This window comes from Streptomyces sp. NPDC031418 (assembly GCF_055581605.1).
This window is the reverse complement of sequence record NZ_JBVIJC010000017.1, coordinates 140,645-161,980: the sequence shown is the minus strand read 5'-3', so window position 1 is coordinate 161,980 and position 21,336 is coordinate 140,645. Positions and strand designations below refer to the sequence as shown.

The 21,336-nt window shown below is 71.9% G+C and carries 19 protein-coding genes; 10 read left to right on the top strand and 9 right to left on the bottom strand.

All coding sequences use genetic code 11. The annotated features are described in order from the left end of the window. Positions 1 to 5 precede the first annotated feature (5 nt). From ACZ5CZ_RS25350 to ACZ5CZ_RS25335, 4 genes are all read right to left on the bottom strand, one after another. Positions 6 to 1,676, bottom strand: coding sequence for an alkaline phosphatase D family protein (locus ACZ5CZ_RS25350; protein WP_468946219.1), 1,671 nt, complete (start codon positions 1,674 to 1,676; stop codon positions 6 to 8). Between the two features lie 90 nt (positions 1,677 to 1,766). Next, a complete protein-coding gene (locus ACZ5CZ_RS25345) occupies positions 1,767 to 2,576 on the bottom strand; it encodes a DsbA family protein (protein ID WP_385843928.1) in 810 nt (269 codons plus the stop codon). Between the two features lie 66 nt (positions 2,577 to 2,642). After that, positions 2,643 to 3,323: a hypothetical protein gene (locus ACZ5CZ_RS25340; RefSeq protein WP_468946215.1), complete on the bottom strand. Its 681-nt coding sequence runs from the start codon at positions 3,321 to 3,323 to the stop codon at positions 2,643 to 2,645. Positions 3,324 to 3,391: 68 nt separating this feature from the next. Further along, positions 3,392 to 4,717, bottom strand: coding sequence for a DUF2252 domain-containing protein (locus tag ACZ5CZ_RS25335; protein WP_468946212.1), 1,326 nt, complete (start codon positions 4,715 to 4,717; stop codon positions 3,392 to 3,394). Between the two features lie 176 nt (positions 4,718 to 4,893). On the opposite strand from ACZ5CZ_RS25335, the gene dnaE reads away from it, so the two are divergent. After that, entirely contained in the window at positions 4,894 to 8,433 is a 3,540-nt protein-coding gene (dnaE, locus tag ACZ5CZ_RS25330) for a DNA polymerase III subunit alpha (RefSeq protein ID WP_385843924.1), read from the top strand. Positions 8,434 to 8,512: 79 nt separating this feature from the next. Here the strand turns inward: dnaE and ACZ5CZ_RS25325 are convergent, their stop codons facing one another. Next, on the bottom strand, positions 8,513 to 8,689 hold the full coding sequence (locus tag ACZ5CZ_RS25325; RefSeq protein WP_385843923.1) for a hypothetical protein: 177 nt from the start codon (positions 8,687 to 8,689) through the stop codon (positions 8,513 to 8,515). 226 nt (positions 8,690 to 8,915) lie between these two features. On the opposite strand from ACZ5CZ_RS25325, the gene ACZ5CZ_RS25320 reads away from it, so the two are divergent. The 4 genes from ACZ5CZ_RS25320 (at position 8,916) to ACZ5CZ_RS25305 (ending at position 12,863) form a co-directional block, all read left to right on the top strand. Continuing rightward, positions 8,916 to 10,145, top strand: a complete 1,230-nt coding sequence (locus ACZ5CZ_RS25320; RefSeq protein ID WP_468946208.1) for an NYN domain-containing protein — start codon at positions 8,916 to 8,918, stop codon at positions 10,143 to 10,145. A gap of 118 nt (positions 10,146 to 10,263) precedes the next feature. Next, on the top strand, positions 10,264 to 11,277 hold the full coding sequence (locus ACZ5CZ_RS25315) for an ABC transporter ATP-binding protein (protein ID WP_385843921.1): 1,014 nt from the start codon (positions 10,264 to 10,266) through the stop codon (positions 11,275 to 11,277). Positions 11,278 to 11,341: 64 nt separating this feature from the next. Then, on the top strand, positions 11,342 to 12,169 hold the full coding sequence (locus ACZ5CZ_RS25310; RefSeq protein ID WP_385843920.1) for an ABC transporter permease: 828 nt from the start codon (positions 11,342 to 11,344) through the stop codon (positions 12,167 to 12,169). A gap of 34 nt (positions 12,170 to 12,203) precedes the next feature. Beyond that, positions 12,204 to 12,863: an AAA family ATPase gene (locus ACZ5CZ_RS25305; protein ID WP_468946203.1), complete on the top strand. Its 660-nt coding sequence runs from the start codon at positions 12,204 to 12,206 to the stop codon at positions 12,861 to 12,863. A 348-nt stretch (positions 12,864 to 13,211) separates the two neighbouring features. On the opposite strand, the gene ybaK is transcribed toward ACZ5CZ_RS25305, so the two are convergent. The 4 genes from ybaK to ACZ5CZ_RS25285 all read right to left on the bottom strand — a co-directional run bounded on the left by ybaK (position 13,212) and on the right by ACZ5CZ_RS25285 (position 17,299). After that, the gene (gene ybaK, locus ACZ5CZ_RS25300; RefSeq protein ID WP_385843918.1) at positions 13,212 to 13,715 is read right to left on the bottom strand and encodes a Cys-tRNA(Pro) deacylase; all 504 of its coding nucleotides are present in this window, start codon (positions 13,713 to 13,715) and stop codon (positions 13,212 to 13,214) included. An 18-nt stretch (positions 13,716 to 13,733) separates the two neighbouring features. Beyond that, positions 13,734 to 14,474, bottom strand: a complete 741-nt coding sequence (locus tag ACZ5CZ_RS25295) for an LON peptidase substrate-binding domain-containing protein (RefSeq protein WP_385843916.1) — start codon at positions 14,472 to 14,474, stop codon at positions 13,734 to 13,736. Continuing rightward, positions 14,471 to 15,559 (bottom strand): hypothetical protein, encoded by a 1,089-nt coding sequence (locus ACZ5CZ_RS25290; protein WP_468946198.1) that lies wholly within the window; start codon positions 15,557 to 15,559, stop codon positions 14,471 to 14,473. The genes ACZ5CZ_RS25295 and ACZ5CZ_RS25290 overlap by 4 nt, the downstream gene beginning before the upstream one ends. A gap of 138 nt (positions 15,560 to 15,697) precedes the next feature. Beyond that, a complete protein-coding gene (locus tag ACZ5CZ_RS25285) occupies positions 15,698 to 17,299 on the bottom strand; it encodes an oxidoreductase (protein WP_468946196.1) in 1,602 nt (533 codons plus the stop codon). Between the two features lie 205 nt (positions 17,300 to 17,504). Between ACZ5CZ_RS25285 and hisD the strand changes: the two genes are divergently transcribed. From hisD to hisH, 5 genes are read left to right on the top strand one after another with little or no spacing between them, the layout of a single operon-like run. Continuing rightward, positions 17,505 to 18,830, top strand: coding sequence for a histidinol dehydrogenase (gene hisD / locus ACZ5CZ_RS25280; protein WP_468946193.1), 1,326 nt, complete (start codon positions 17,505 to 17,507; stop codon positions 18,828 to 18,830). Further along, positions 18,827 to 19,939 (top strand): histidinol-phosphate transaminase, encoded by a 1,113-nt coding sequence (locus tag ACZ5CZ_RS25275; protein WP_468946191.1) that lies wholly within the window; start codon positions 18,827 to 18,829, stop codon positions 19,937 to 19,939. The genes hisD and ACZ5CZ_RS25275 overlap by 4 nt, the downstream gene beginning before the upstream one ends. Further along, on the top strand, positions 19,936 to 20,529 hold the full coding sequence (gene hisB, locus ACZ5CZ_RS25270) for an imidazoleglycerol-phosphate dehydratase HisB (RefSeq protein ID WP_247470096.1): 594 nt from the start codon (positions 19,936 to 19,938) through the stop codon (positions 20,527 to 20,529). The genes ACZ5CZ_RS25275 and hisB overlap by 4 nt, the downstream gene beginning before the upstream one ends. Further along, positions 20,526 to 20,690 (top strand): hypothetical protein, encoded by a 165-nt coding sequence (locus ACZ5CZ_RS25265; RefSeq protein ID WP_385843911.1) that lies wholly within the window; start codon positions 20,526 to 20,528, stop codon positions 20,688 to 20,690. The genes hisB and ACZ5CZ_RS25265 overlap by 4 nt, the downstream gene beginning before the upstream one ends. After that, on the top strand, positions 20,681 to 21,334 hold the full coding sequence (hisH, locus tag ACZ5CZ_RS25260; protein ID WP_385843910.1) for an imidazole glycerol phosphate synthase subunit HisH: 654 nt from the start codon (positions 20,681 to 20,683) through the stop codon (positions 21,332 to 21,334). The genes ACZ5CZ_RS25265 and hisH overlap by 10 nt, the downstream gene beginning before the upstream one ends. Positions 21,335 to 21,336 lie beyond the last annotated feature (2 nt).

Below are 21,336 nucleotides of genomic sequence, written 5' to 3'. Positions count from 1 at the left end.
GGGGGTTACACCGGGTCGTAGCTCCGCTCGACCTTCTGCGTGCCGCTGCGGGTGCGGTAGGAACGCTCCCAGCGGGAGGTCGCGTTCGGGTCGGTGCGGTCGGACAGGACGTAGTAGTCCATCTGCACCCGGGCGGCGGTGACGTCCAGGACGCCGTAGCCGTGCCGGTCGGTGTCCACCCAGTGGACGTGCCGGTTGGCGGCCTCGATGAGCGGCGCGGCGACCGCGGAGACGGTGCCCTCCGGGACCTTCACCATGTCGTCGAGGTTGTCGGAGGTCACCGAGGTGATCACGAACTCGGTGGCCGCCGACGCCGACAGCGGATAGGTGCCCGCGTCCACCGGCACGTCGTTGGCCCAGGACATGTGGATGTCGCCGGTCAGGAAGACGGTGTTGCCGATGGCGTTCGAGCGCAGGTGGTCGAGGAGTTCACGGCGGTCGTGGGTGTAGCCGTCCCACTGGTCGGTGTTGACGCCTATGCCGTCCTGCGGCAGGCCGAGCAGCTTGGCGAGCGGCTTGAGCAGGTCGGCGGAGAGGGAGCCGATGACGAACGGCGCGATCATCACCGAGTTGCCGACCAGCCGCCAGCTGGTGTCGGACGTCTTCAGGCCCGCCTTCAGCCAGTCGAGCTGGGCGCGGCCGGTCATCGTCCGGTTCGGGTCGTCCACCGAGCCGCTCCCCGTGGCCGCCTGCTGGGAGCGGAAGGAGCGCAGGTCCAGCAGGGAGAGGTCGGCGAGCTTGCCGAAGCGCAGCCGCCGGTAGGTGGTGCCCTCGATCGCCGGGCGGACCGGCATCCACTCGAAGTAGGCCTGCTTGGCGGCCGCCTGCCGGGCCGCCCAGGTGCCCTCTGCGCCCTCGGTGTGGTTGACCGCGCCGCCCGACCAGGCGTTGTCGGCGAACTCGTGGTCGTCCCAGATCGCGATGACCGGGGCCTTCAGGTGCAGCGCCTGGAGATCGGGGTCGGTCTTGTGCTTGGCGTGCCGGATCCGGTAGTCGGCCAGCGTGATGATCTCGTTGGCGGGCTCGTGCGGCCGCACGACCGTGCCGCGGTGCGCGTACTCGCCGGACTTGTACTCGTAGATGTAGTCGCCGAGGTGCAGCCAGGCGTCCAGGTCGTTGCGGGCGGCGAGGTGCCGGTAGGCGGAGAAGTAGCCCGCCTCCCAGTTGGCGCAGGTCGCCACGCCGAAGCGCAGGCCGGCCACGTCCGCGTCGGCCGCCGGCGCGGTGCGGGTGCGCCCCACCGGGGAGTCGGTTCCGCCGGCCGAGAAGCGGAACCAGTAGTCGGTGGCCGGCCGCAGGCCGCGGATGTCCGCCTTCACGGTGTGGTCGGCGGCGGCCGTCGCGGTGGTGGAGCCCTTGGCGACGATGTCCGTCAGCGCCTTGTCCCGGGCGACGACCCAGCCGACCTCGGTGTCCGGGCCGAGCCCTGAGCCGGGGGCCGCCTCCGGGACCGGGGTCACCCGGGTCCACAGCAGAATGCCGTCGGGCAGCGGATCGCCGGAGGCGACACCGTGCAGGAAGGCCGGGGCCTCGGAGGCGGCGCGGGCCGGGAGCGCCGCGGCCAGCGGGCCGGCCAGGACAGCGGTCGCCGCCGCGGCCTTGACGACCGTACGGCGGCGGGGAAAGCGGGATCCGAGGGCCTCGGGCGCCTCGGATGATCTGTATCGACTGGTCACGAGTGATCAGGTTACTGATCAGTATGAACGAGAGCGGGCGAACATCGAAAGTTCGCCCGCTCTTCATCCGAGGGCCGGCCGCGGCCGGTGTCAGCCCTTGAGGGCCGCGTCCACCACCTGCCGGTACTTGTCCACCGTCAGCAGCGGCTTGCCGCCGTTGAGCTGCTTGCCGTCCATGACGAAGGTCGGGGTGCCGCTCACGCCGTCCTTGTTGTCGTCGAAGGTCTTGGACATGCGCATCGCCCAGGCGTCGTAGGTGCCCTTCTTGACCGCGTCCTGGAACTTCGCGTTGTTCTTCAGCGCCGGGACGGTGTCGGCGACCTTGAGCAGGTAGCTGTCGTCCTTGAACGTGTCCGTGGTCTCGTTCGGGTGCCACTTCGCCGAGTACAGGGCGCTCTTGTACTCCATGAACGCCTCCGGGCTGACGTTCAGCGCGGCGCCCAGGGCGCTCAGCGCGTTCTTCGAGCCCTCGCCGTTGTCGTGCAGGTCGATGAAGGTCGCGCCGACGTACTGGAACTTGTACTTGCCGTCGTCGATGTCCTTCTTCAGCGTCGACCCGACGGTCTGCTCGAACTGGGCGCACACCGGGCAGCGCGGGTCCTCGTAGATCTTGAGGGTCTTCTTGGCGCTCGCCTTGCCGATGACGACCGTGGTGCCGTTCTCGCCGGAGGTGTTGGCCGGCGCGACGACCTTGGCGGTCTTCATGCTCTCCCAGTAGGTGGGCTTGTTGGCCTGGACGACGGCGTAGCCGATGCCGCCGGCCGCGGCGAGCACGGCCACGACCGAGGCGGCCACGATCACCTGCCGCTTCGTCTTGTCGCGCTTGGCCTGGCGCTCGCGCTCCTGGCGCAGCCGCTCCCGGGCCGCCGTCTTCGCCGTCTGGCTGTTCCGCTTGCTCATGGTGGTGATCTCCGTGTGGGACGCGCACATGCCGTACGCGGGATACGTGTGGGGACTTGGTCGTGCTCAGGCGAAGGCCGGTGAGCACGGCGGTCCCCGGCGTCCCAGGGAGTGCGCGAGGAGCCGGTCGCGGGCCACCGCCGGTCGCGGGGCCGGGCGGAGCGGCGGGCCCGCCGGAAGGCGCCGGACCCGGACCGCGGCGACCGCCAGCAGCAGTGGCCGGAAGGTGCCGGCGGCGACCGCCCGCAGCAGCTGGGCCAGCGCCCGCTCGCCCCGGCGCAGCCAGGCCGCGGCCAGCAGGCCCACCCCGACGTGCGCGGCGAGCAGCAGCCAGGCGGCGGCCGGGCCGCCCTGGGTCACCAGGGCGGTCGCGCGGTCCGTGCCGCCGGCCATCTGCGCCAGCGGGGTGCCCACCCGGCCCGCGCACAGCACGTCGAAGCCGAAGGCGTGCAGCGTCCCGGCGACCGGGCCGCCGGTGCGGCCGTAGCAGGCCTGCTGGCCGGTGGTGAAGACGGTGTCGGCGGCCAGCTCCAGCGGCACCAGCAGGGCCGCGATCCGGCCGAAGCCGCGCTCGCGGCCGGCCAGCGCGTACGCGGTGCCGAAGACCCCCGCCGCCACCGCCGCCACCGTCACCAGCGGCAGCGGCGCCCGGGACAGCAGCACGTGCGACGCGGTGCCGATGGTCACGACGAAGGCCGTGAACAGCGCCGCGCGCACGGCTCTGAGGTGGGTCCCGGATATGTCCATAGCGAGAGAAGAGTCTGTCACGGAGGCGGTTAAGCGACCCCTAAAGGGTGCCTAGGAGACCGCGGAAATCACAGCCCCGGAATCCGGCCGTTGCGGAACAGGTCCACGAAGATGTGGTGGTCCGCACGCGCGCGTGCCCCGTAGCTGTGCGCGAAGTCCACCAGGAGCGGGGCGAAGCCGTCCTCGTCGGCGGCGATCGCCGCGTCGATGGCCCGCTCGGTGGAGAACGGCACCAGGGACTCGCCGGACTGGTCGTCCGCCGCCGCGTGCATGGTCGCCGTGGCCCGGCCCAGGTCGGCCACCACCTGCGCGATCTCCTCGGGGTCGTCGATGTCGCCCCAGTCCAGGTCCACCGCGTACGGCGAGACCTCGGCGACCAGCTGGCCGGCGCCGTCCAGCTCCGTCCAGCCCAGCCACGGGTCGGCGTGCGCCTGGAGGGCGCGCTGGGAGATCACCGTGCGGTGGCCCTCGTGCTGGAAGTACCCCGCGATGGCCGGGTCCGTGATGTGCCGGGAGACGGCCGGGGTCTGGGCCTGCTTGATGTAGATCACGACGTCGTTCTCCAGGGCGTCGCTGTGCCCCTCCAGCAGGATGTTGTACGACGGCAGGCCCGCCGAGCCTATGCCCACGCCCCGGCGGCCCACGACGTCCTTCACCCGGTAGGAGTCGGGGCGGGCCAGCGAGGAGTCCGGCAGCGTCTCCAGATAGCCGTCGAAGGCCGCCAGGACCTTGTAGCGGGTCGCCGCGTCCAGCTCGACGGAGCCGCCGCCCGGCGCGAAGCGGCGCTCGAAGTCCCGGATCTCGGTCATCGAGTCCAGCAGCTCGAAGCGGGTCAGCGAACGCGCGGTGCGCAGCGCGCCCAGCAGCGGGCCCTCGGCGGTGTCCAGCGTGAACGGCGGCAGCTCGTCGCTCTTGGCGCCGGTGGCCAGCGCGTGGATCCGCTCGCGGTACGCGCCCGCGTAGATCCGCACCAGCTCGGTGATCTGCTCGTCACTGAGCGCCTTCGCGTACCCCACCAGCGCGATCGAGGCCGCGAAGCGCTTCAGGTCCCAGGTGAACGGGCCGACGTAGGCCTCGTCGAAGTCGTTGACGTTGAAGACCAGGCGGCCGCCCGCGTCCATGTAGGTGCCGAAGTTCTCCGCGTGCAGGTCGCCGTGGATCCACACACGCGAGGTGCGGTCGTCCAGGTACGGTCCGCCCCGCTTCTCCTGGTCGAGGTCGTGGTAGAAGAGGCACGCCGTGCCCCGGTAGAACGCGAACGCCGAGGCCGCCATCTTCCGGAACTTCACGCGGAACGCGGCCGGGTCGGCGGCCAGGAGCCGTCCGAAGGCGGTGTCGAAGACGGCGAGGATCTCCTCGCCGCGCTGCTCGTCGCTGAGCTGGGTGATCGACATCGCGGGGTGCCTCCTGGTGCATGTACGTGTACGACAGCGTTTCTGCCGTCTCAACGGGCGACGCCGCTGGGGAGTGCCCGGTTCCCGTGGGACGGTACGTGTGGAAGCGCCGCGTGTGTCAGTGCCGAGGCATAGACTTCGACGCTGTCCACCCGTTCCCCCTGGAGGCCCGAACCGTGTCAAAGCCGCCCTTCACGCACCTGCACGTCCACACCCAGTACTCGCTGCTGGACGGTGCCGCGCGGCTCAAGGACATGTTCAACGCGTGCAACGAGATGGGCATGACGCACATCGCCATGTCCGACCACGGCAACCTGCACGGGGCGTATGACTTCTTTCACTCCGCGAAGAAGGCCGGGATCACCCCGATCATCGGGATCGAGGCGTATGTCGCCCCCGAGTCCCGCCGCAACAAGCGCAAGATCCTCTGGGGTCAGCCGCACCAGAAGCGGGACGACGTCTCCGGTTCCGGTGGTTACACCCACAAGACGATGTGGGCGGTGAACAGGACCGGCCTGCACAACCTCTTCCGGCTCTCCTCCGACGCCTACGCCGAGGGCTGGCTCCAGAAGTGGCCCCGGATGGACAAGGAGACCATCGCCCAGTGGTCCGAGGGCATCGTCGCCTCCACCGGCTGCCCCTCCGGCGAGGTGCAGACCCGGCTGCGCCTCGGCCACTTCGACGAGGCCCTCAAGGCCGCCGCCGAGTACCAGGACATCTTCGGCAAGGACAAGTACTTCCTGGAGCTGATGGACCACGGCATCGAGATCGAGCGCCGGGTCCGGGACGGCCTGCTGGAGATCGGCAAGAAGCTCGGTATCCCCCCGCTGGTCACCAACGACTCGCACTACACCTACGCGCACGAGGCGGGGGCGCACGACGCCCTGCTGTGCATCCAGACCGGCAAGAACCTCTCCGACCCGGACCGCTTCAAGTTCGACGGCACCGGCTACTACCTGAAGTCCACGGACGAGATGTACGCCATCGACTCCTCGGACGCCTGGCAGGAGGGCTGCGCCAACACGCTCCTCGTCGCCGAGATGGTCGACACCACCGGCATGTTCGAGAAGCGCGACCTCATGCCCAAGTTCGACATCCCGGAGGGCTACACCGAGGTCACCTGGTTCAAGGAGGAGGTCCGCCGCGGCATGGAGCGCCGCTTCCCGGACGGCATCCCCGAGGACCGCCAGAAGCAGGCCGAGTACGAGATGGACACCATCATCTCGATGGGCTTCCCCGGCTACTTCCTCGTGGTCGCCGACTTCATCATGTGGGCCAAGAAGCAGGGCATCGCGGTCGGCCCCGGCCGAGGCTCCGCGGCCGGCTCGATCGTCGCCTACGCCATGGGCATCACCGACCTCGACCCGATCCCGCACGGCCTGATCTTCGAGCGGTTCCTCAACCCCGAGCGCATCTCGATGCCCGATGTCGACATCGACTTCGACGAGCGCAGGCGCGTCGAGGTGATCCGGTACGTGACCGAGAAGTACGGCGCCGACAAGGTCGCCATGATCGGCACCTACGGCACCATCAAGGCCAAGAACGCGATCAAGGACTCCGCGCGCGTGCTGGGCTACCCGTACGCGATGGGCGACCGCATCACCAAGGCCATGCCCGCCGACGTCCTCGGCAAGGGCATCCCGCTGTCCGGCATCACCGACCCGAGCCACCCCCGCTACAGCGAGGCCGGCGAGGTCCGCGCGATGTACGAGAACGAGCCGGACGTGAAGAAGGTCATCGACACCGCGCGCGGTGTGGAGGGCCTGGTCCGGCAGATGGGCGTGCACGCCGCCGGCGTGATCATGTCCAGCGAGACCATCACCGAGCACGTCCCGGTCTGGGTCAGGCACACCGACGGGGTGACCATCACCCAGTGGGACTACCCGAGCTGTGAGTCGCTCGGCCTGCTGAAGATGGACTTCCTGGGCCTGCGCAACCTCACGATCATGGACGACGCCGTCAAGATGGTGAAGGCCAACAAGGGGATCGACATCGACCTCCTGGCCCTCCCGCTCGACGACCCCACGACCTTCGAGCTGCTCCAGCGCGGCGACACCCTCGGCGTCTTCCAGTTCGACGGCGGCCCGATGCGCTCGCTGCTGCGGCTGATGAAGCCGGACAACTTCGAAGACATCTCCGCCGTGTCGGCCCTGTACCGGCCGGGCCCGATGGGCATGAACTCCCACACGAACTACGCGCTGCGCAAGAACGGGCAGCAGGAGATCACGCCGATCCACCCGGAGCTGGAGGCGCCGCTCAAGGAGGTCCTGGACGTCACCTACGGCCTGATCGTCTACCAGGAGCAGGTGCAGAAGGCCGCCCAGATCATCGCGGGCTACTCGCTCGGCGAGGCCGACATCCTCCGCCGCGTGATGGGCAAGAAGAAGCCGGAGGAGCTGGAGAAGAACTTCGTCATCTTCCAGGCCGGCGCCCGCAAGAACGGCTACAGCGACGAGGCCATCCAGGCGCTGTGGGACGTGCTGGTCCCGTTCGCCGGCTACGCGTTCAACAAGGCGCACTCCGCCGCGTACGGCCTGGTCTCCTACTGGACCGCGTACCTCAAGGCGAACCACCCCGCCGAGTACATGGCCGCCCTGCTCACCTCCGTCAAGGACGACAAGGACAAGTCGGCGGTCTACCTCAACGAGTGCCGCCGCATGGGCATCCGGGTGCTCCCGCCGAACGTCAACGAGTCCGAGTCGAACTTCGCCGCCCAGGGCGACGACGTGATCCTCTTCGGCCTCTCCGCCGTCCGCAACGTCGGCACCAACGTCGTCGAGTCGATCATCAAGTGCCGCAAGGCCAAGGGGAAGTACGCCTCCTTCCCGGACTACCTCGACAAGGTCGAGGCGGTGGTCTGCAACAAGCGCACCACGGAATCGCTGATCAAGGCCGGCGCCTTCGACACCATGGGCCACACCCGCAAGGGGCTCATGGCGCAGTACGAGCCGATGATCGACAACGTGGTCGCGGTCAAGCGCAAGGAGGCCGAGGGCCAGTTCGACCTCTTCGGCGGCATGGGCGAGGAGAGCAGCGACGAGCCCGGCTTCGGACTCGACGTGCAGTTCACCGACGACGAGTGGGACAAGACCTATCTGCTCGCCCAGGAGCGGGAGATGCTCGGTCTGTACGTCTCCGACCACCCGCTCTTCGGCCTGGAGCACGTGCTGTCCGACAAGGCCGACGCCGGCATCGCCCAGCTCACCGGCGGTGAGCACGCCGACGGCGCGGTGGTCACCATCGGCGGCATCATCTCGGGTCTCCAGCGCAAGATGACCAAGCAGGGCAACGCCTGGGCGATCGCCACCGTCGAGGACCTCGCCGGCTCCATCGAGTGCATGTTCTTCCCGGCGACCTACCAGCTGGTCTCGACCCAACTGGTCGAGGACGCCGTGGTCTTCGTCAAGGGCCGGCTCGACAAGCGCGAGGACGTGCCGCGGCTCGTCGCCATGGAACTGATGGTCCCCGACCTGTCCAACGCGGGCACCAACGCGCCGGTGGTCCTCACCATCCCGGCGGTGAAGGTCACCCCGCCGATGGTCAGCCGGCTCGGGGAGATCCTCAGCCACCACAAGGGCGACAGCGAGGTCCGCATCAGGCTCCAGGGCCCGCGCAAGACCACCGTGCTGCGCCTGGACCGGCACCGGGTCAAGCCCGATCCGGCGCTGTTCGGCGATCTGAAGGTGCTGCTCGGCCCGGCCTGCCTCGCCGGCTGAGACCCCGGGTGAGAACAGGCAGAAGGGGCGCACCCGGTGCGGGTGCGCCCCTTCTGTGTGCCTGGGCTTCAACTGCCCTTTAGTTATGGCCGAAGCTCCGCTGCTTCTTGCGGGCGACATCCGCGGGGCTGCCCTGGATGTGCGACACCGCCGACTCGTGCGCCTCCGTCGAGCGCTGCGCGTGCTCCTGCGTGTGCTCGGTCTGCGACGCGCGGCTCTGCGGGCGATCCTGCTTGCGGTTCTTGTTCTTGGCCATGGTGATCTGCCTCCTGTGGGGGATCTAGGGGCCAGGACCGGGACCAGATTCACATACGCTGACATCAAGCGCATGTCGGATAATTACCGTGCGTCACAGGGGGCGTGGCCGCACCGGAACCCGCAAACGCCACGCCGAAGATCGAGTTCGGGCCGTGAACCCCAGCGCCGTCGGGCAGACTCGAAGGAAGTCCGAAGCAAAACCTCCCGGGAAGAGGGTGTGTCGCGTGGACCGCTGCATCGTCCTGGTGGATGCCGGCTATCTGCTGGGAGCCGCCGCCAGCCTCCTTGCCGGTGAGCCCTCGCGGTCCCGGATCACCGTCGACCACGCCGCGCTGATCCAGGCCCTGCGCGAACGCGCGGAGTCCGAGACCGAACGCCCGCTGCTGCGCATCTACTGGTTCGACGGCGCCCCCGACCGGGTCCCCCAACCGGAGCACCGGCGGCTGCGGGTGATGCCCCGGGTCACCGTGCGGCTCGGCGCCCTCACCCGCAGCGACGGCCGCTGGGCCCAGAAGGGTGTGGACGCGGCCATGCACGCCGAGCTGACCGAGCTGGCCCGCAACGGCGCCTGCTCCGACGTCGTGCTCGTCACCGGAGACGGCGATCTGCTGCCCGGCATGATGGCCGCCAAGGAGCACGGCGTCGCCGTCCACCTGTGGGCCGTCCAGGCCGCCGACGGCGACTACAACCAGTCCGAGGACCTGGTCGCCGAGGCCGACGAGCGGCGCGTGCTGGACCGGGCGTGGATCATCCAGGCCGTCCGCGCCAAGGAACTGACCGGTGTCTGCGCGCCGCCGCCCGCGCCCCGCCCGGAGATCGCCGCGATCCTGTCCGCGCCGCTGCCCGAGTCGGCGCTCAGTGCGGCACCGGAGCGGCCCGCCGAGCCGGTCGCCCGCCCCTCCGCCGCGGCCACGGCGGAGAACGGCGCCCAGGAGCGGGTGCCCGCCGCCAAGGGCGTACCGACCCCCAAGGACCTCGCCGCGCTGCGCGCCCCCGGCGCCCAGCCCGTGCAGCACCCGGCCACCGCGACCCTGCGCTGGTCCTCCGACAAGGGCTGGGTGGACCGGCCGCCCACCGCCGCGGAGCCGCCCGAGATCGCCTCCATGCCGACGCTGGCCCAGCTCACCACGGCCGAGCAGCGCTGGGCCGACCGGGAGGAGGACATCACCACCGTCGGCGGCGACCCCTACGAGGTGGGGCAGGTCTTCGCCCGCCGCTGGATCTCCCGGCTCGGCGACCAGAGCCAGCTGGCGAAGCTGTCGCAGATGTACCCGCGCATCCCGCACCGCATCGACGGGGAGCTGCTGCGGTACGCGGCCCGCTTCGGGCTGCTGGCCCACAAGGACGACCAGATCGACGAGCACGACCGGTACGCCATCCGGGCGGGCTTCTGGCGCGAGGTCGACGTCCCGGCGGCGGCCGAACCCGCCGGTCCGGCGAGCGCGGGGGAGTGACGGCGCGCCGTCGCGGCGGGGCTCGCCGGGCGGCGCCTTCCGGGACGACCGCGGGAGCGTCCCCCGGATACGGCCCCAAAGGCGAGTAAAGGGCGCCGACCCCGTACTCTCGTCCCTTGTGAGTACGCGCGCGGGACAGGCACTACGGCATGACGAGGTCGTACGCGTGCGCGGGCTCAGGAAGACCTATCCGGCCGTGAAGGGGCGCCGCGGCGCCCCCGGCACGCCGGAGGTGCGGGCCACCGACGGCGTCGAGCTGGCGGTGCGGCGCGGCGAGATCTTCGGGCTGCTCGGGCCGAACGGCGCCGGCAAGTCCACCCTCGTACGGCAGCTCACCGGGCTGCTGCGGCCGGACGCCGGCAGCGTCGAGATCCTCGGCCACGACATCGTGAAGCACCCCGAGCGGGCCGCGCGGCTCCTCGCCTACCTCGGCCAGGAGTCCTCCGCGCTGGACGAGCTGACCGTGGCCCTCGCCGCCGAGACCACCGGGCGGCTGCGCGGCCTGGACGCCCGGCGGGCCCGCGCCGAGCGGGACGCCGTGCTGGAGGAGCTGGGCCTCACCCCGATCGCCGGGCGGGCCCTGAAGAAGCTGTCCGGCGGCCAGCGCCGGCTCGCCTGCTTCGCCGCCGCCCTCGTCGGCGAGCGGCCGCTGCTGGTGCTGGACGAGCCGACCACCGGCATGGACCCGGTGGCCCGGCGCGCGGTCTGGGCGGCAGTCGACCGGCGGCGCGCCGAGGCCGGTACGACCGTGCTGCTGGTCACCCACAACGTCATCGAGGCCGAGACCGTCCTCGACCGGGTCGCCGTCGTCGACCAGGGCCGGGTCATCGCCTGCGACACCCCGGCCGGGCTGAAGGCGCAGGTCGCCGGCGAGGTGCGGGTGGAGCTGGTGTGGCGGGAACGCGCGCCGCTGGACGTGCCCGAGGTCGCCGTCCTGCGCGAACGCGCGGTGGAGTCCGGGCGGCGCTGGACGCTGCGGCTCGCGCCCGAGGAGGCCCGGGCCGCCGTCGCCACGGTGACGGGCGGCGCCGCGTTCGCCGCCCTGGACGACTTCACGCTCGCCACGCCCAGCCTGGAGGACGTCTATCTGGCGCTGGGCGGGGCGGCCCGGCAGGGGCTGGTGAAGGCATGAGCACACGGGCCGTGGAACGCGTACGGGTGGGCGGGAGTGCCGTGGGGAAGAGGAGCAGCTCGTCGTGAGTGTCGTACCCGCCGAGGTTCTGCCGGGCGGTGCCCGGACCGTGCCGGAGAGGGCGCCGGGCGCGGGCGCGGCCGAACTGGGGCCGCCCGCGCGGCTGTGGCCGTCCCTGGTGGCCGTCTACCGGGCGCAGCTGTCCCGCGCGCGCGTGGCGCGGATCCCGCTGCTGTTCGTGGCGACCTTCCAGTCCGTCGGCATCGCCGTGATGATGCGCGGTGTCGTCGACAGCACCGGAGAGGCCCGGTCCGTGGTGGCGGGCTCCTCGGTGCTCGTCGTGGCCTATGTGGCGCTGAACCTGCTGTCGCAGTACTTCGGGCAGCTGCGGGCCAGCGGCGGGCTCGACCACTACGCCACGCTGCCGGTGCCGCCGGCCGCGGTGGTGCTGGGCGCGGCGGGGGCGTACGCCTCCTTCACCGTGCCGGGCACCCTGGTGACCGCCGTCTTCGGCTGCGTGCTGTTCGGGCTGCCGCTGTCCAACCTGTGGATCCTGGTCGCCGTCATCCCGCTCGCGGGTGCCGCGCTGTCCGGGGTCGGCGCGGCCTTCGGGCTGCTCGCGCCCCGGCCCGAGCTGGCCACGCTCCTCGGCCAGCTGGGCATGTCGGCGGCGCTGCTGCTGGGCGTGCTGCCCGCCGACCGGATGCCCGAACCGATCCGGCTGGCCCGGGATCTGCTGCCGTCGACGTACGGCGTGGAGGCGTACGCGCGGACCTTCGGGGCGCATCCGGACTGGGCCGCCGTCCTCGCTGACCTGGGGGTGTGCGCGGGGGTGGGCGTGGTCTCGCTGGCCGTGGCGACCCGGGCCTACCGCAGGGCCGCCGTCCGGTGACGCGGCCCACAGGCCGACCTGGCACGATGTCAGGGTGACCGCACCGCTGACTCCGCCACCGCACGACCACTCCGCGCCCGACGTCCGGCAGGCGCCGCCGCCCGTGACGGCGCCGGACACGGGCGGGTACGAACAGGACGGCCCCGGGATGAAGACCGAACTGCGAGACGCCGCCGTGATCACCGTGGCGGTGGCGCTGGGCGGGGTGCTGCTCGGGCTGCTGTGGTGGTGGCTCGCGCCGCACATACCGCTGGTCGGGGACGAGGTCGACAAGAGCTGGGTGGTCTACCTCAAGGACGGCGAGGGGGAGCAGGCGATCGGGGTGGACGGAACGTTCACCCTGCTGGCGCTGGGCTTCGGGTTGGTCAGCGCGGTCGTGGTGTTCCTGCTGAGGCGGCGCGGGGGTGTGCCGGCCGTGGTGGCCCTGGCCCTCGGCGGGCTGCTGGCCTCGGTGCTGGCGTGGCGGCTCGGAGTCTGGCTGGGCCCGGAGAAGGACGTACTGGCGCACGCCAAAGCCGTGGGCAAGGGCGTCACCTTCCCGGCACCGCTGAAGCTCTCGGCAAAGGGAGCACTGCTGGCCTGGCCGATCGCCGCACTGCTGGCACACCTCGCCCTGACCGCCCTGTTCACCCCCCGCGACCCCGAAGCCCCCTACCCGGCCCCCCAGAGCCCCTACGGGACACCGCCGGCATAACCCCGATCCCGGCGGGGCGGACGCGGCGGTCCTGAGCCCATGGCTCCGGCCGCGGTTCGATGGGTGGCTGGCCCGGGCGGTCGCGCCGGTCCTGAGCCGCTGGGTCCACCCTCGGGGCCGACGTGCCGGCCCCGAGCTCACGCCCCACGCCCGGCGTTCGGTGTGCCGGCCCGAGCCGATGCGCCGGCCTGGGGCCGCTTCCGGCCCCCGCCTCAGCCCCGGCCGCGTTCGATGCGCCGGGCCGGGCCCATGCCCCACTCCGAGCCCATAACCGGCCCCGGCCCCGGCCCGGGCTCAGCCCCGGCCCCGAGCCCAGGCCCCGGACGGGGTTATGCGACGGTGTCGGGGTCAGGCGCGGCCGATGGGGGCGAGTACGGCGTCCGTCAGGGTCGCCAGGGTGGCCGGGGACAGTTCGACTTCCAGGCCGCGGCGGCCCGCCGACACGCAGATCGTCGCGTGGGCCTTCGCGGAGTCGTCCAGGACCGTTCTGAGCTTCTTGCGCTGGCCCAGCGGGGAGATGCCGCCTCGGACATAGCCCGTGGTGCGTTCGGCGAGGGCGGGGTCGGCCATCGCCGCCCGCTTGCCGCCGACCGCCGCCGCGAGGGCCTTCAGGTCGAGCGTGCCGGCCACCGGGACCACGCCGACCACCAGGGCGCCGTCCACCTCGGCCACCAGGGTCTTGAAGACCCGGTCGGGGGAGACGCCCATGGCCTCGGCGGCCTCCTCGCCGTAGGAGGGGTGGGACGGGTCGTGTTCGTAGGAGTGGACCGTGAAGTCCACGCCGGCCGCGGTCAGTGCCACGGTCGCGGGCGTGCCGCCGGACTGCTGCTGCTTCTTCGACTTCTTCGCCATCGGTGCGCGCGCGTTCCCTCAGTTGAGACTGGTCGGCGTCCGCGTCAGCTCGAACGCGGGCAGTGACGGCAGGGTACGGATGATCGACGTCTCGGCGCGCAGGAGTTTCAGCTCGTCCCGCAGCCGGGAGGCGGTGTCCGGCGCCTGGAGCAGCCGCTGCTTGGTCGGGATGTCGTGCACCATCGCCGCGGCCACCAGATACGACACCACGCTCGGGTCGTCGGGCAGCTCCGCACCGGTGGACAGCGACCGCTCCCGGGCGCCCGCCAGCCGCTTCTGGTACTGGCGGAAGGCCCGCAGCACCCCCTCGGCCAGCGCGCCCGCCTCGTCGCCCGGCTCCTCCGGCAGCTCCTCCACCTCCGCGGTCAGGAACGGGCCCGACGCGTCCACGGACCGCAGCCGCACCCGGGTGGTGCCGGTCGCCAGCACCTCGAAGGTGCCGCCGGTGCGTTCCCGGATGGTCGCCGCGTCCGCCACACACCCCACCCCGTGGAAGGCCTTGAGGGGGTCGGGCCCGAAACCGGCCGTCGGGCCCAGCTCGGGCTGGGCCGTGGGATCCGGCATGCCGGGCGCGCTGGGTGCCACCTCGTGGCCGTCGCGGATGGCCACGACGGCGAACCGGCGCGGCTCGTCCTCGGGGGTCTTCAGCAGCTCGCGCATCATGGCGCGATAACGCTCCTCGAAGATGTTGAGCGGCAGCACGAGCCCGGGGAACAGCACCGAGTTCAGCGGAAAGAGCGGGAGGCGGGCGGTGGTCACGGCGCCCCAGCGTAGTCGGCACCGGCGCCGGCGTGTCCGCCGCGCTCCCCGAGCGGACCGGAGCACACCGGGACGAGCCCGGGCGGAGCGGGCACGGAGGGCGCCGTCAGCAGATGGTCGCGCAGCCGCAGGAAGTGGCCGAGCGGGTCGTCCGAGAACCGGCCCCAGGGGAAGGACGTGGCGTACGGGCCGATCAGGCACAGCTGGCTGCGGGCCTCCAGCGGGCGGTCCAGGCGCAACAGGACGTAGAGCAGCTTGTTGCGGATCTCGGCCGGCCAGGGATCGCCCGCCGCGAACCGCCCGGACAGCTCGATCGCCCGGTCGGCCGCCGCGTGCAGCCGGGCGGGCGGCACCCCGGGGTCGCGGCCGCCCGGGTGGCCGTCGGTCAGGCAGCCGAACGCCGCCCGGGCCGGCAGCGCCTGGACGAGCGAGTCGGCGGGCGCGTCCTGGGCGGCGCGCTCGGCGAAGTCCAGGCAGGCCCCGTGCGCACCGTGCCGGAACGCGGCCAGGTAGCGCAGGGCGGCCACATGGCAGCCGTAATGGTGCGGGGCACGGCGTACGGCCGCCTCCCACAGCTCCTCGAAGTACCGGTGCCCGGCGCGCGAGCCGCGCGCGTGGTCCAGCGCGATCCGCCAGGGCACCGGGTCCCGCTCGTCGGCGCGGGCGGCGTCGGTGATCAGCGGGCTCACCTCGCGCAGCAGCTCGGCCCGGGCCGGCGAGGACCAGACCCGGTCCACCGCGAGCTGGGCCGCGACCAGCAGCCCGCCGGGGTCGTCCGGGGCGGCGGCGCGCCAGTCCTGGAACCACTCCGGGCGCGAGCCGGCGAAGCCGGCCAGACGGCGGACGTAGCGGTCGTGGTGCTCCCAGTCGGCGGCGGCGCGGGTCCCGGCCAGCAGCCGGGACGCGGCGGCGTACTCGCCCTGGCCGGCCGCGACCAGGGCGGGGGAGAGGCGGTCGTCGGGCGCGTCCAGCACGACGTCGGGCGCGCCGGACCCGGCCCGGTCGCCGGCCGGCGGCCGGCCGGTGGGACCCGCGGGGCGTTTGGTCATCCGGGTGGGGCGGATGAACGACGGGAGCAGTGCCATGGTGCCGACTATTGAAAGTCCGCAGGTCGGCGCAGCGCCAGAGGGTCCGGGCAAGTCGCGGAAAGTTGTAGGGGCCGCGGCAAAGAGGCGGTAAAAGGTGACTGTTCATCCTATGTGGCGCCGTGCGGTGCAAACCGGTCAGTTCCGGCGCAGCAGCCGGGTCGCGCCCGCCGCCACCGTCGTCGCCAGGATCCAGCCGAGCAGGATCATCACGGTCGCGAGCCACTGCCAGCCGCCGCGCAGCTGCCACTGCCCGACCTGGCCCAGGTCGATCACCGGCAGCAGCAGGTCCAGCGTGAACAGGGCGGGGCTCCAGTCCGGGTGGCCGTCGTGGTTCACCGGCGGATGGTCGGCGTGCCCGAACGCCAGCGTGCCCGCCGCCCACAGCACCGCCATCCACACCGCGGCCCGGCCCGGCCGGTAGCCGTAGGCCACCGCCCAGTCCTGGACGTACCCCCAGAACTTGCCCGCCAGCGGCAGGGTCTCCCGGCGCCGGCGCTGCTTGGCGAGCAGCACCTCGCGCGCGTCCTCGTCCTCCCCGGCCGCCCGCAGCACCGCGGCCAGCCGCTCGTACGGCTCCGGGGCGTACTCGGCGGTGGCCGCCGCGACCCAGTCCAGCCGCCGGGTCAGCGGGAAGGGGCCCTGCGGGACCAGGTTCTCGTAGGCGAACCCGCCCATGTGCAGCCGCCCGGCGTCCGGCCAGGCGCTCGCGCGGTCCACCAGGTTGACGATCCGCGCGCCGGACAGCACCACCTTGCCGCGCTGCGGCTTGTCGCCGAGGAACCGCAGCTCGGGCGTCTGCACCCGGCGCAGCGACAGCTCCTGGTCGTCGGTGAAGGAGAACCGCGCCCGCTCCAGGTCGACGGCGTCCCCGAACCGCCCGTCGTCCAGGCGTATCCCGCCTTGGCACTCGAAGCGCTGGACGCGGGTCCCGCGCGCGGGCGTGGTGCCGCTCAGCAGCGGACTGCCGACCCCCGCCGGGGTCAGGTACAGGGTGCGCTCCACGGTCAGCTGGGGGGCGTTCAGGGCCAGCCGGGAGTAGGGGTTGGCGAGGTGCGCGCCGCGCAGGCTGAGCGAGACGCCGACCTTGGCGCCGCGCAGGCTCAGCTCGCCGTGCGACTCCAGCATCTCCGCCTGGAGGTCCTGGCCCACCGTCATGCCGTCCCCGGCGATCGACCGGCCGGTGCGGTCGCGGTACACCACCGCCTGGTTGAGCAGCAGATCGGTGCCGATGTGGGCGTCGGTCAGCCGGACCCCGTTCTGGAACCTGCACCGCGGCAGATGCAGATCGCCCTCGGTGTGCACCCGGGCCGCCTCCAGCCGCGGCACCGAGCAGTCCACCATGCGGACCGTGGTGAACCGCGCCTCCGGCAGCCGGACCTCCTCGTCGAACCGGCAGCCGCGCAGCTCGACGTACGGCGTGATCTGGCCGCCCGCGAGATCCAGCGTGCCGGTGATCCGCACCCCGCTGAGCTTCAGGGCGGCCACCCGGCCCGCGAGCGCCGGCGGGCCGTCCAGCAGCAGCCAGGCGACGACCCGCGCCCGCACGGACCGCTCGGGCCCCCACGGATGCCCGCCGTGCGGATCGTCCACCACGGCGTCCCTGCTGCTCAGGTCGTACACGCTGCCGTTGCGGAAGGCCTGCCAGAGGCCGGCCTCGGCCGCGGTCAGGTCGTCCGGCAGATCACCCGGCAGGCCGTCCGGCAGGTTCCCGGTGTGGAAGCCGGTCCCCTCGGTCACCGCTCTCCTCTCGCATGACTCTCGTACCGATGTTCACGCAGTCGGCGCAGCCGGTTGATGCCCGCTGAGTAACGGCCGTTACACCAAAAGTGAAGGGGATCTTCCGGGATCCGGCCAGCGTCTGTACCGCCCCTTGTCCCACGCTCTGTATCAGCCATTGATACGCGCCCACGGGCCGGGACACCGGTCTGAGAGAATTGGGACTGTGATTTCCCGAATCGATCTGCGCGGCGACGCCCTTCCCGAGGGCCCCGCCCTGCGCGACCTGCTGCCCCGAGCCGACTTCGACGTTGCGGCCGCCCTCGAGAAGGTGCGTCCGATCTGCGAGGCCGTGCATCATCGCGGGGACGCGGCGCTGATCGACTTCGCCGAGAAGTTCGACGGAGTACGGCTGGAATCCATCCGTGTCCCGGCCCAGGCGCTCACCGACGCGCTGGCCGCCCTGGACCCGGCCGTGCGCGCCGCACTGGAGGAGTCCATCCGCCGCGCCCGCCTGGTCCACCGCGCGCAGCGCCGCTCCGCGCACACCACCCAGGTGGTGCCCGGCGGCTCGGTGACCGAGAAGTGGGTGCCGGTCGAGCGCGTCGGTCTGTACGCGCCCGGCGGCCGCTCCGTCTACCCGTCCTCCGTGATCATGAACGCCGTACCGGCCCAGGAGGCCGGGGTCGGGTCCATCGCGCTCGCCTCCCCGCCGCAGGCCGAGTTCGGCGGGCTGCCGCACCCGACGATCCTCGCCGCGTGCGCGCTGCTCGGCGTGGACGAGGTGTACGCGGCCGGCGGCGCCACCGCCGTCGCGATGTTCGCGCACGGCACCGAGTCCTGCGCCCCCGCCACCATGGTCACCGGCCCCGGCAACATCTGGGTCGCCGCCGCCAAGCGCTACTTCACCGGCAAGATCGGCATCGACACCGAGGCCGGGCCGACGGAGATCGCGATCCTCGCCGACTCCACCGCCGACCCGGTGCACGTGGCCGCCGACCTGATCAGCCAGGCCGAGCACGACCCGCTCGCGGCCGCCGTCCTGGTCACCGACTCCGCCGAGCTGGCGGACGCGGTGGCGAAGGAGCTTCAGCCGCAGGTCGCCGCCGCCAAGCACGTCGAGGACCGGATCGCGCCCGCCCTGGCGGGCAAGCAGTCCGCGATCGTGCTGGTCGACGGCATCGAGGAGGGCCTGAAGGTGGTCGACGCGTACGGCGCCGAGCACCTGGAGATCCAGACCGCCGACGCCCCCGCCGTGGCCGACCGGGTGCGCAACGCGGGCGCGATCTTCATCGGCCCCTGGGCCCCCGTCTCGCTCGGCGACTACGCGGCCGGGTCCAACCACGTGCTGCCCACCGGCGGCTGCGCCTGCCACTCCTCGGGCCTGTCCGTGCAGTCGTTCCTGCGCGGCATCCACATCGTCGACTACACGCAGGAAGCGCTGGCCGAGGTCGCGCATCACGTGGTGACGCTGGCGGAGGCGGAGGACCTCCCGGCGCACGGCGCGGCGATCAAGGCGAGGTTCGGCTGGAAGGTACCCGAGAGCAAGTGAGCGACGTAAGGATCGACGATCTGCCCGTACGGGACGAGCTGCGCGGCAAGTCCCCCTACGGAGCGCCCCAGCTGGACGTCCCCGTACGGCTGAACACCAACGAGAACCCCTACCCGCTGCCCGAGCCGCTGGTCGAGCGGATCGCGGAGCGGGTGCGCGAGGCCGCCCGCGACCTGAACCGCTACCCCGACCGGGACGCGGTCGAGCTGCGCACCGAGCTGGCCGGCTACCTGACGCGGACCGGCGGCTACCCGCTCGGCCTGGAGAACGTCTGGGCCGCCAACGGCTCCAACGAGGTCATCCAGCAGCTGTTGCAGACCTTCGGCGGACCGGGCCGTACGGCCATGGGCTTCGAGCCGTCGTACTCGATGCACGCCCTCATCGCGCGCGGCACCGGCACCGGCTGGATCTCCGGCCCGCGCACCGAGGACTTCAGCATCGACCTCGCCGTCGCCGAGCGGGCCATCGCCGAGCACCGGCCGGACGTCGTCTTCATCACCACCCCCAACAACCCCACCGGGAACGCGGTCCCGCCCGAGACGGTCATCGCGCTCTACGAGGCGGCGCAGGCGGCCAAGCCGTCGATGGTGGTCGTGGACGAGGCGTACGTCGAGTTCAGCCACGGCGACTCGCTGCTGCCGCTGCTCGCGGGCCGCCCGCACCTGGTCGTCTCCCGGACCATGTCCAAGGCGTTCGGCGCGGCCGGGCTGCGCCTCGGCTATCTCGCCGCGGACCCGGCGGTCGTGGACGCCGTCCAGCTGGTACGGCTGCCGTACCACCTGTCGGCGGTCACCCAGGCGACCGCCCTGGCCGCCCTGGAGCACACGGACACGCTGCTGAGCTATGTCGAGCAGCTGAAGACCGAGCGGGACCGGCTGGTCGCCGAGCTGCGGGCCGTCGGCTACGAGGTGACGGAGTCCGACGCCAACTTCGTGCAGTTCGGGCGGTTCGCGGACGCGCACACCGCCTGGCGGAAGATCCTCGACCGGGGCGTCCTGGTCCGGGACAACGGCGTACCGGGATGGCTGCGGGTCACCGCCGGCACCCCGCAGGAGAACGACGCGTTCCTCGACGCGGTCCGCGATCTGAAGAAGGAGCTTGAGGCATGAACCGCGTAGGACGCATAGAGCGCACCACCAAGGAGACCTCCGTCCTGGTCGAGATCGATCTGGACGGCACCGGGCGGACCGACATCGCCACCGGCGTCGGCTTCTACGACCACATGCTCGACCAGCTCGGCCGGCACGGTCTGTTCGACCTCACCGTGAAGACCGACGGCGACCTGCACATCGACTCCCACCACACCATCGAGGACACCGCCCTCGCGCTCGGCGCCGCCTTCAAGCAGGCGCTCGGCGACAAGGTGGGCATCTACCGCTTCGGCAACTGCACGGTCCCGCTGGACGAGTCCCTCGCCCAGGTGACCGTCGACCTCTCCGGCCGCCCCTACCTCGTGCACACCGAGCCCGAGAACATGGCGCCGATGATCGGCGAGTACGACACGACGATGACCCGGCACATCCTGGAGTCCTTCGTCGCCCAGGCACAGATCGCGCTGCACGTGCACGTGCCGTACGGCCGCAACGCGCACCACATCGTGGAGTGCCAGTTCAAGGCGCTGGCCCGGGCGCTGCGCTACGCCTCCGAGCGCGACCCGCGCGCGGCCGGCATCCTCCCCTCCACGAAGGGCGCCCTGTGAACAGCCTGTCCACCATCCTGATCGTCGTCGGCCTGTTCCTGGTCGGCGGCATCATCTCCTTCGTCAAGCAGAAGATGCCCACCAGCCTGATCGTGCTGCTCTCCATCGGCGCGGGCATGTGCCTGGTCGCGGGCGTCATGCGGCTGGGGGTGTGGAATTGAGCGCCACAAAGGCCAAGAAGGTCGTCGTCTTCGACTACGGCTTCGGCAACGTCCGCTCCGCGGAGCGCGCCCTCGCGCGCGTGGGTGCCGACGTCGAGATAACCCGCGACTTCGACAAGGCGATGAACGCCGACGGTCTGCTGGTGCCGGGCGTGGGCGCGTTCGCCGCCTGCATGGAGGGGCTGCGGGCCGCGCGCGGTGACTGGGTCGTGGACCGCCGGCTGTCCGGCGGCCGCCCCGTGATGGGTATCTGCGTCGGCATGCAGATCCTCTTCGCGCGCGGCATCGAGCACGGTGTGGAGGCCGAGGGCCTGGACGAGTGGCCCGGCACGGTCGAGCCGCTCCAGGCCGACGTCGTCCCGCACATGGGCTGGAACACCGTCGACGCCCCGGCCGACTCGCGGCTGTTCGCCGGCCTGGACGCCGACGCCCGCTTCTACTTCGTGCACTCCTACGCCGTGCACGACTGGCAGCTGGAGACCCACAACCCGGTCATCGAGGCGCCCAGGGTGACCTGGTCGACGCACGGCAAGCCGTTCGTGGCCGCCGTGGAGAACGGCGCCCTGTGGGCCACCCAGTTCCACCCCGAGAAGTCCGGCGACGCCGGCGCCCAGCTCCTCACCAACTGGATCGGAAGCCTGTAGAC

What these genes read in the sequence shown, in the direction of transcription:
- hisB (WP_247470096.1), top strand. Translation starts at nt 19,936, where the DNA reads ATGAACCGCGTAGGACGCATAGAGCGCACCACCAAGGAGACCTCCGTC.
- ACZ5CZ_RS25290 (WP_468946198.1), bottom strand. Translation starts at nt 15,559, where the DNA reads ATGGCACTGCTCCCGTCGTTCATCCGCCCCACCCGGATGACCAAACGC.
- ACZ5CZ_RS25325 (WP_385843923.1), bottom strand. Translation starts at nt 8,689, where the DNA reads ATGGCCAAGAACAAGAACCGCAAGCAGGATCGCCCGCAGAGCCGCGCG.
- ACZ5CZ_RS25340 (WP_468946215.1), bottom strand. Translation starts at nt 3,323, where the DNA reads ATGGACATATCCGGGACCCACCTCAGAGCCGTGCGCGCGGCGCTGTTC.
- ACZ5CZ_RS25335 (WP_468946212.1), bottom strand. Translation starts at nt 4,717, where the DNA reads ATGTCGATCACCCAGCTCAGCGACGAGCAGCGCGGCGAGGAGATCCTC.
- ybaK (WP_385843918.1), bottom strand. Translation starts at nt 13,715, where the DNA reads ATGGCGAAGAAGTCGAAGAAGCAGCAGCAGTCCGGCGGCACGCCCGCG.
- ACZ5CZ_RS25345 (WP_385843928.1), bottom strand. Translation starts at nt 2,576, where the DNA reads ATGAGCAAGCGGAACAGCCAGACGGCGAAGACGGCGGCCCGGGAGCGG.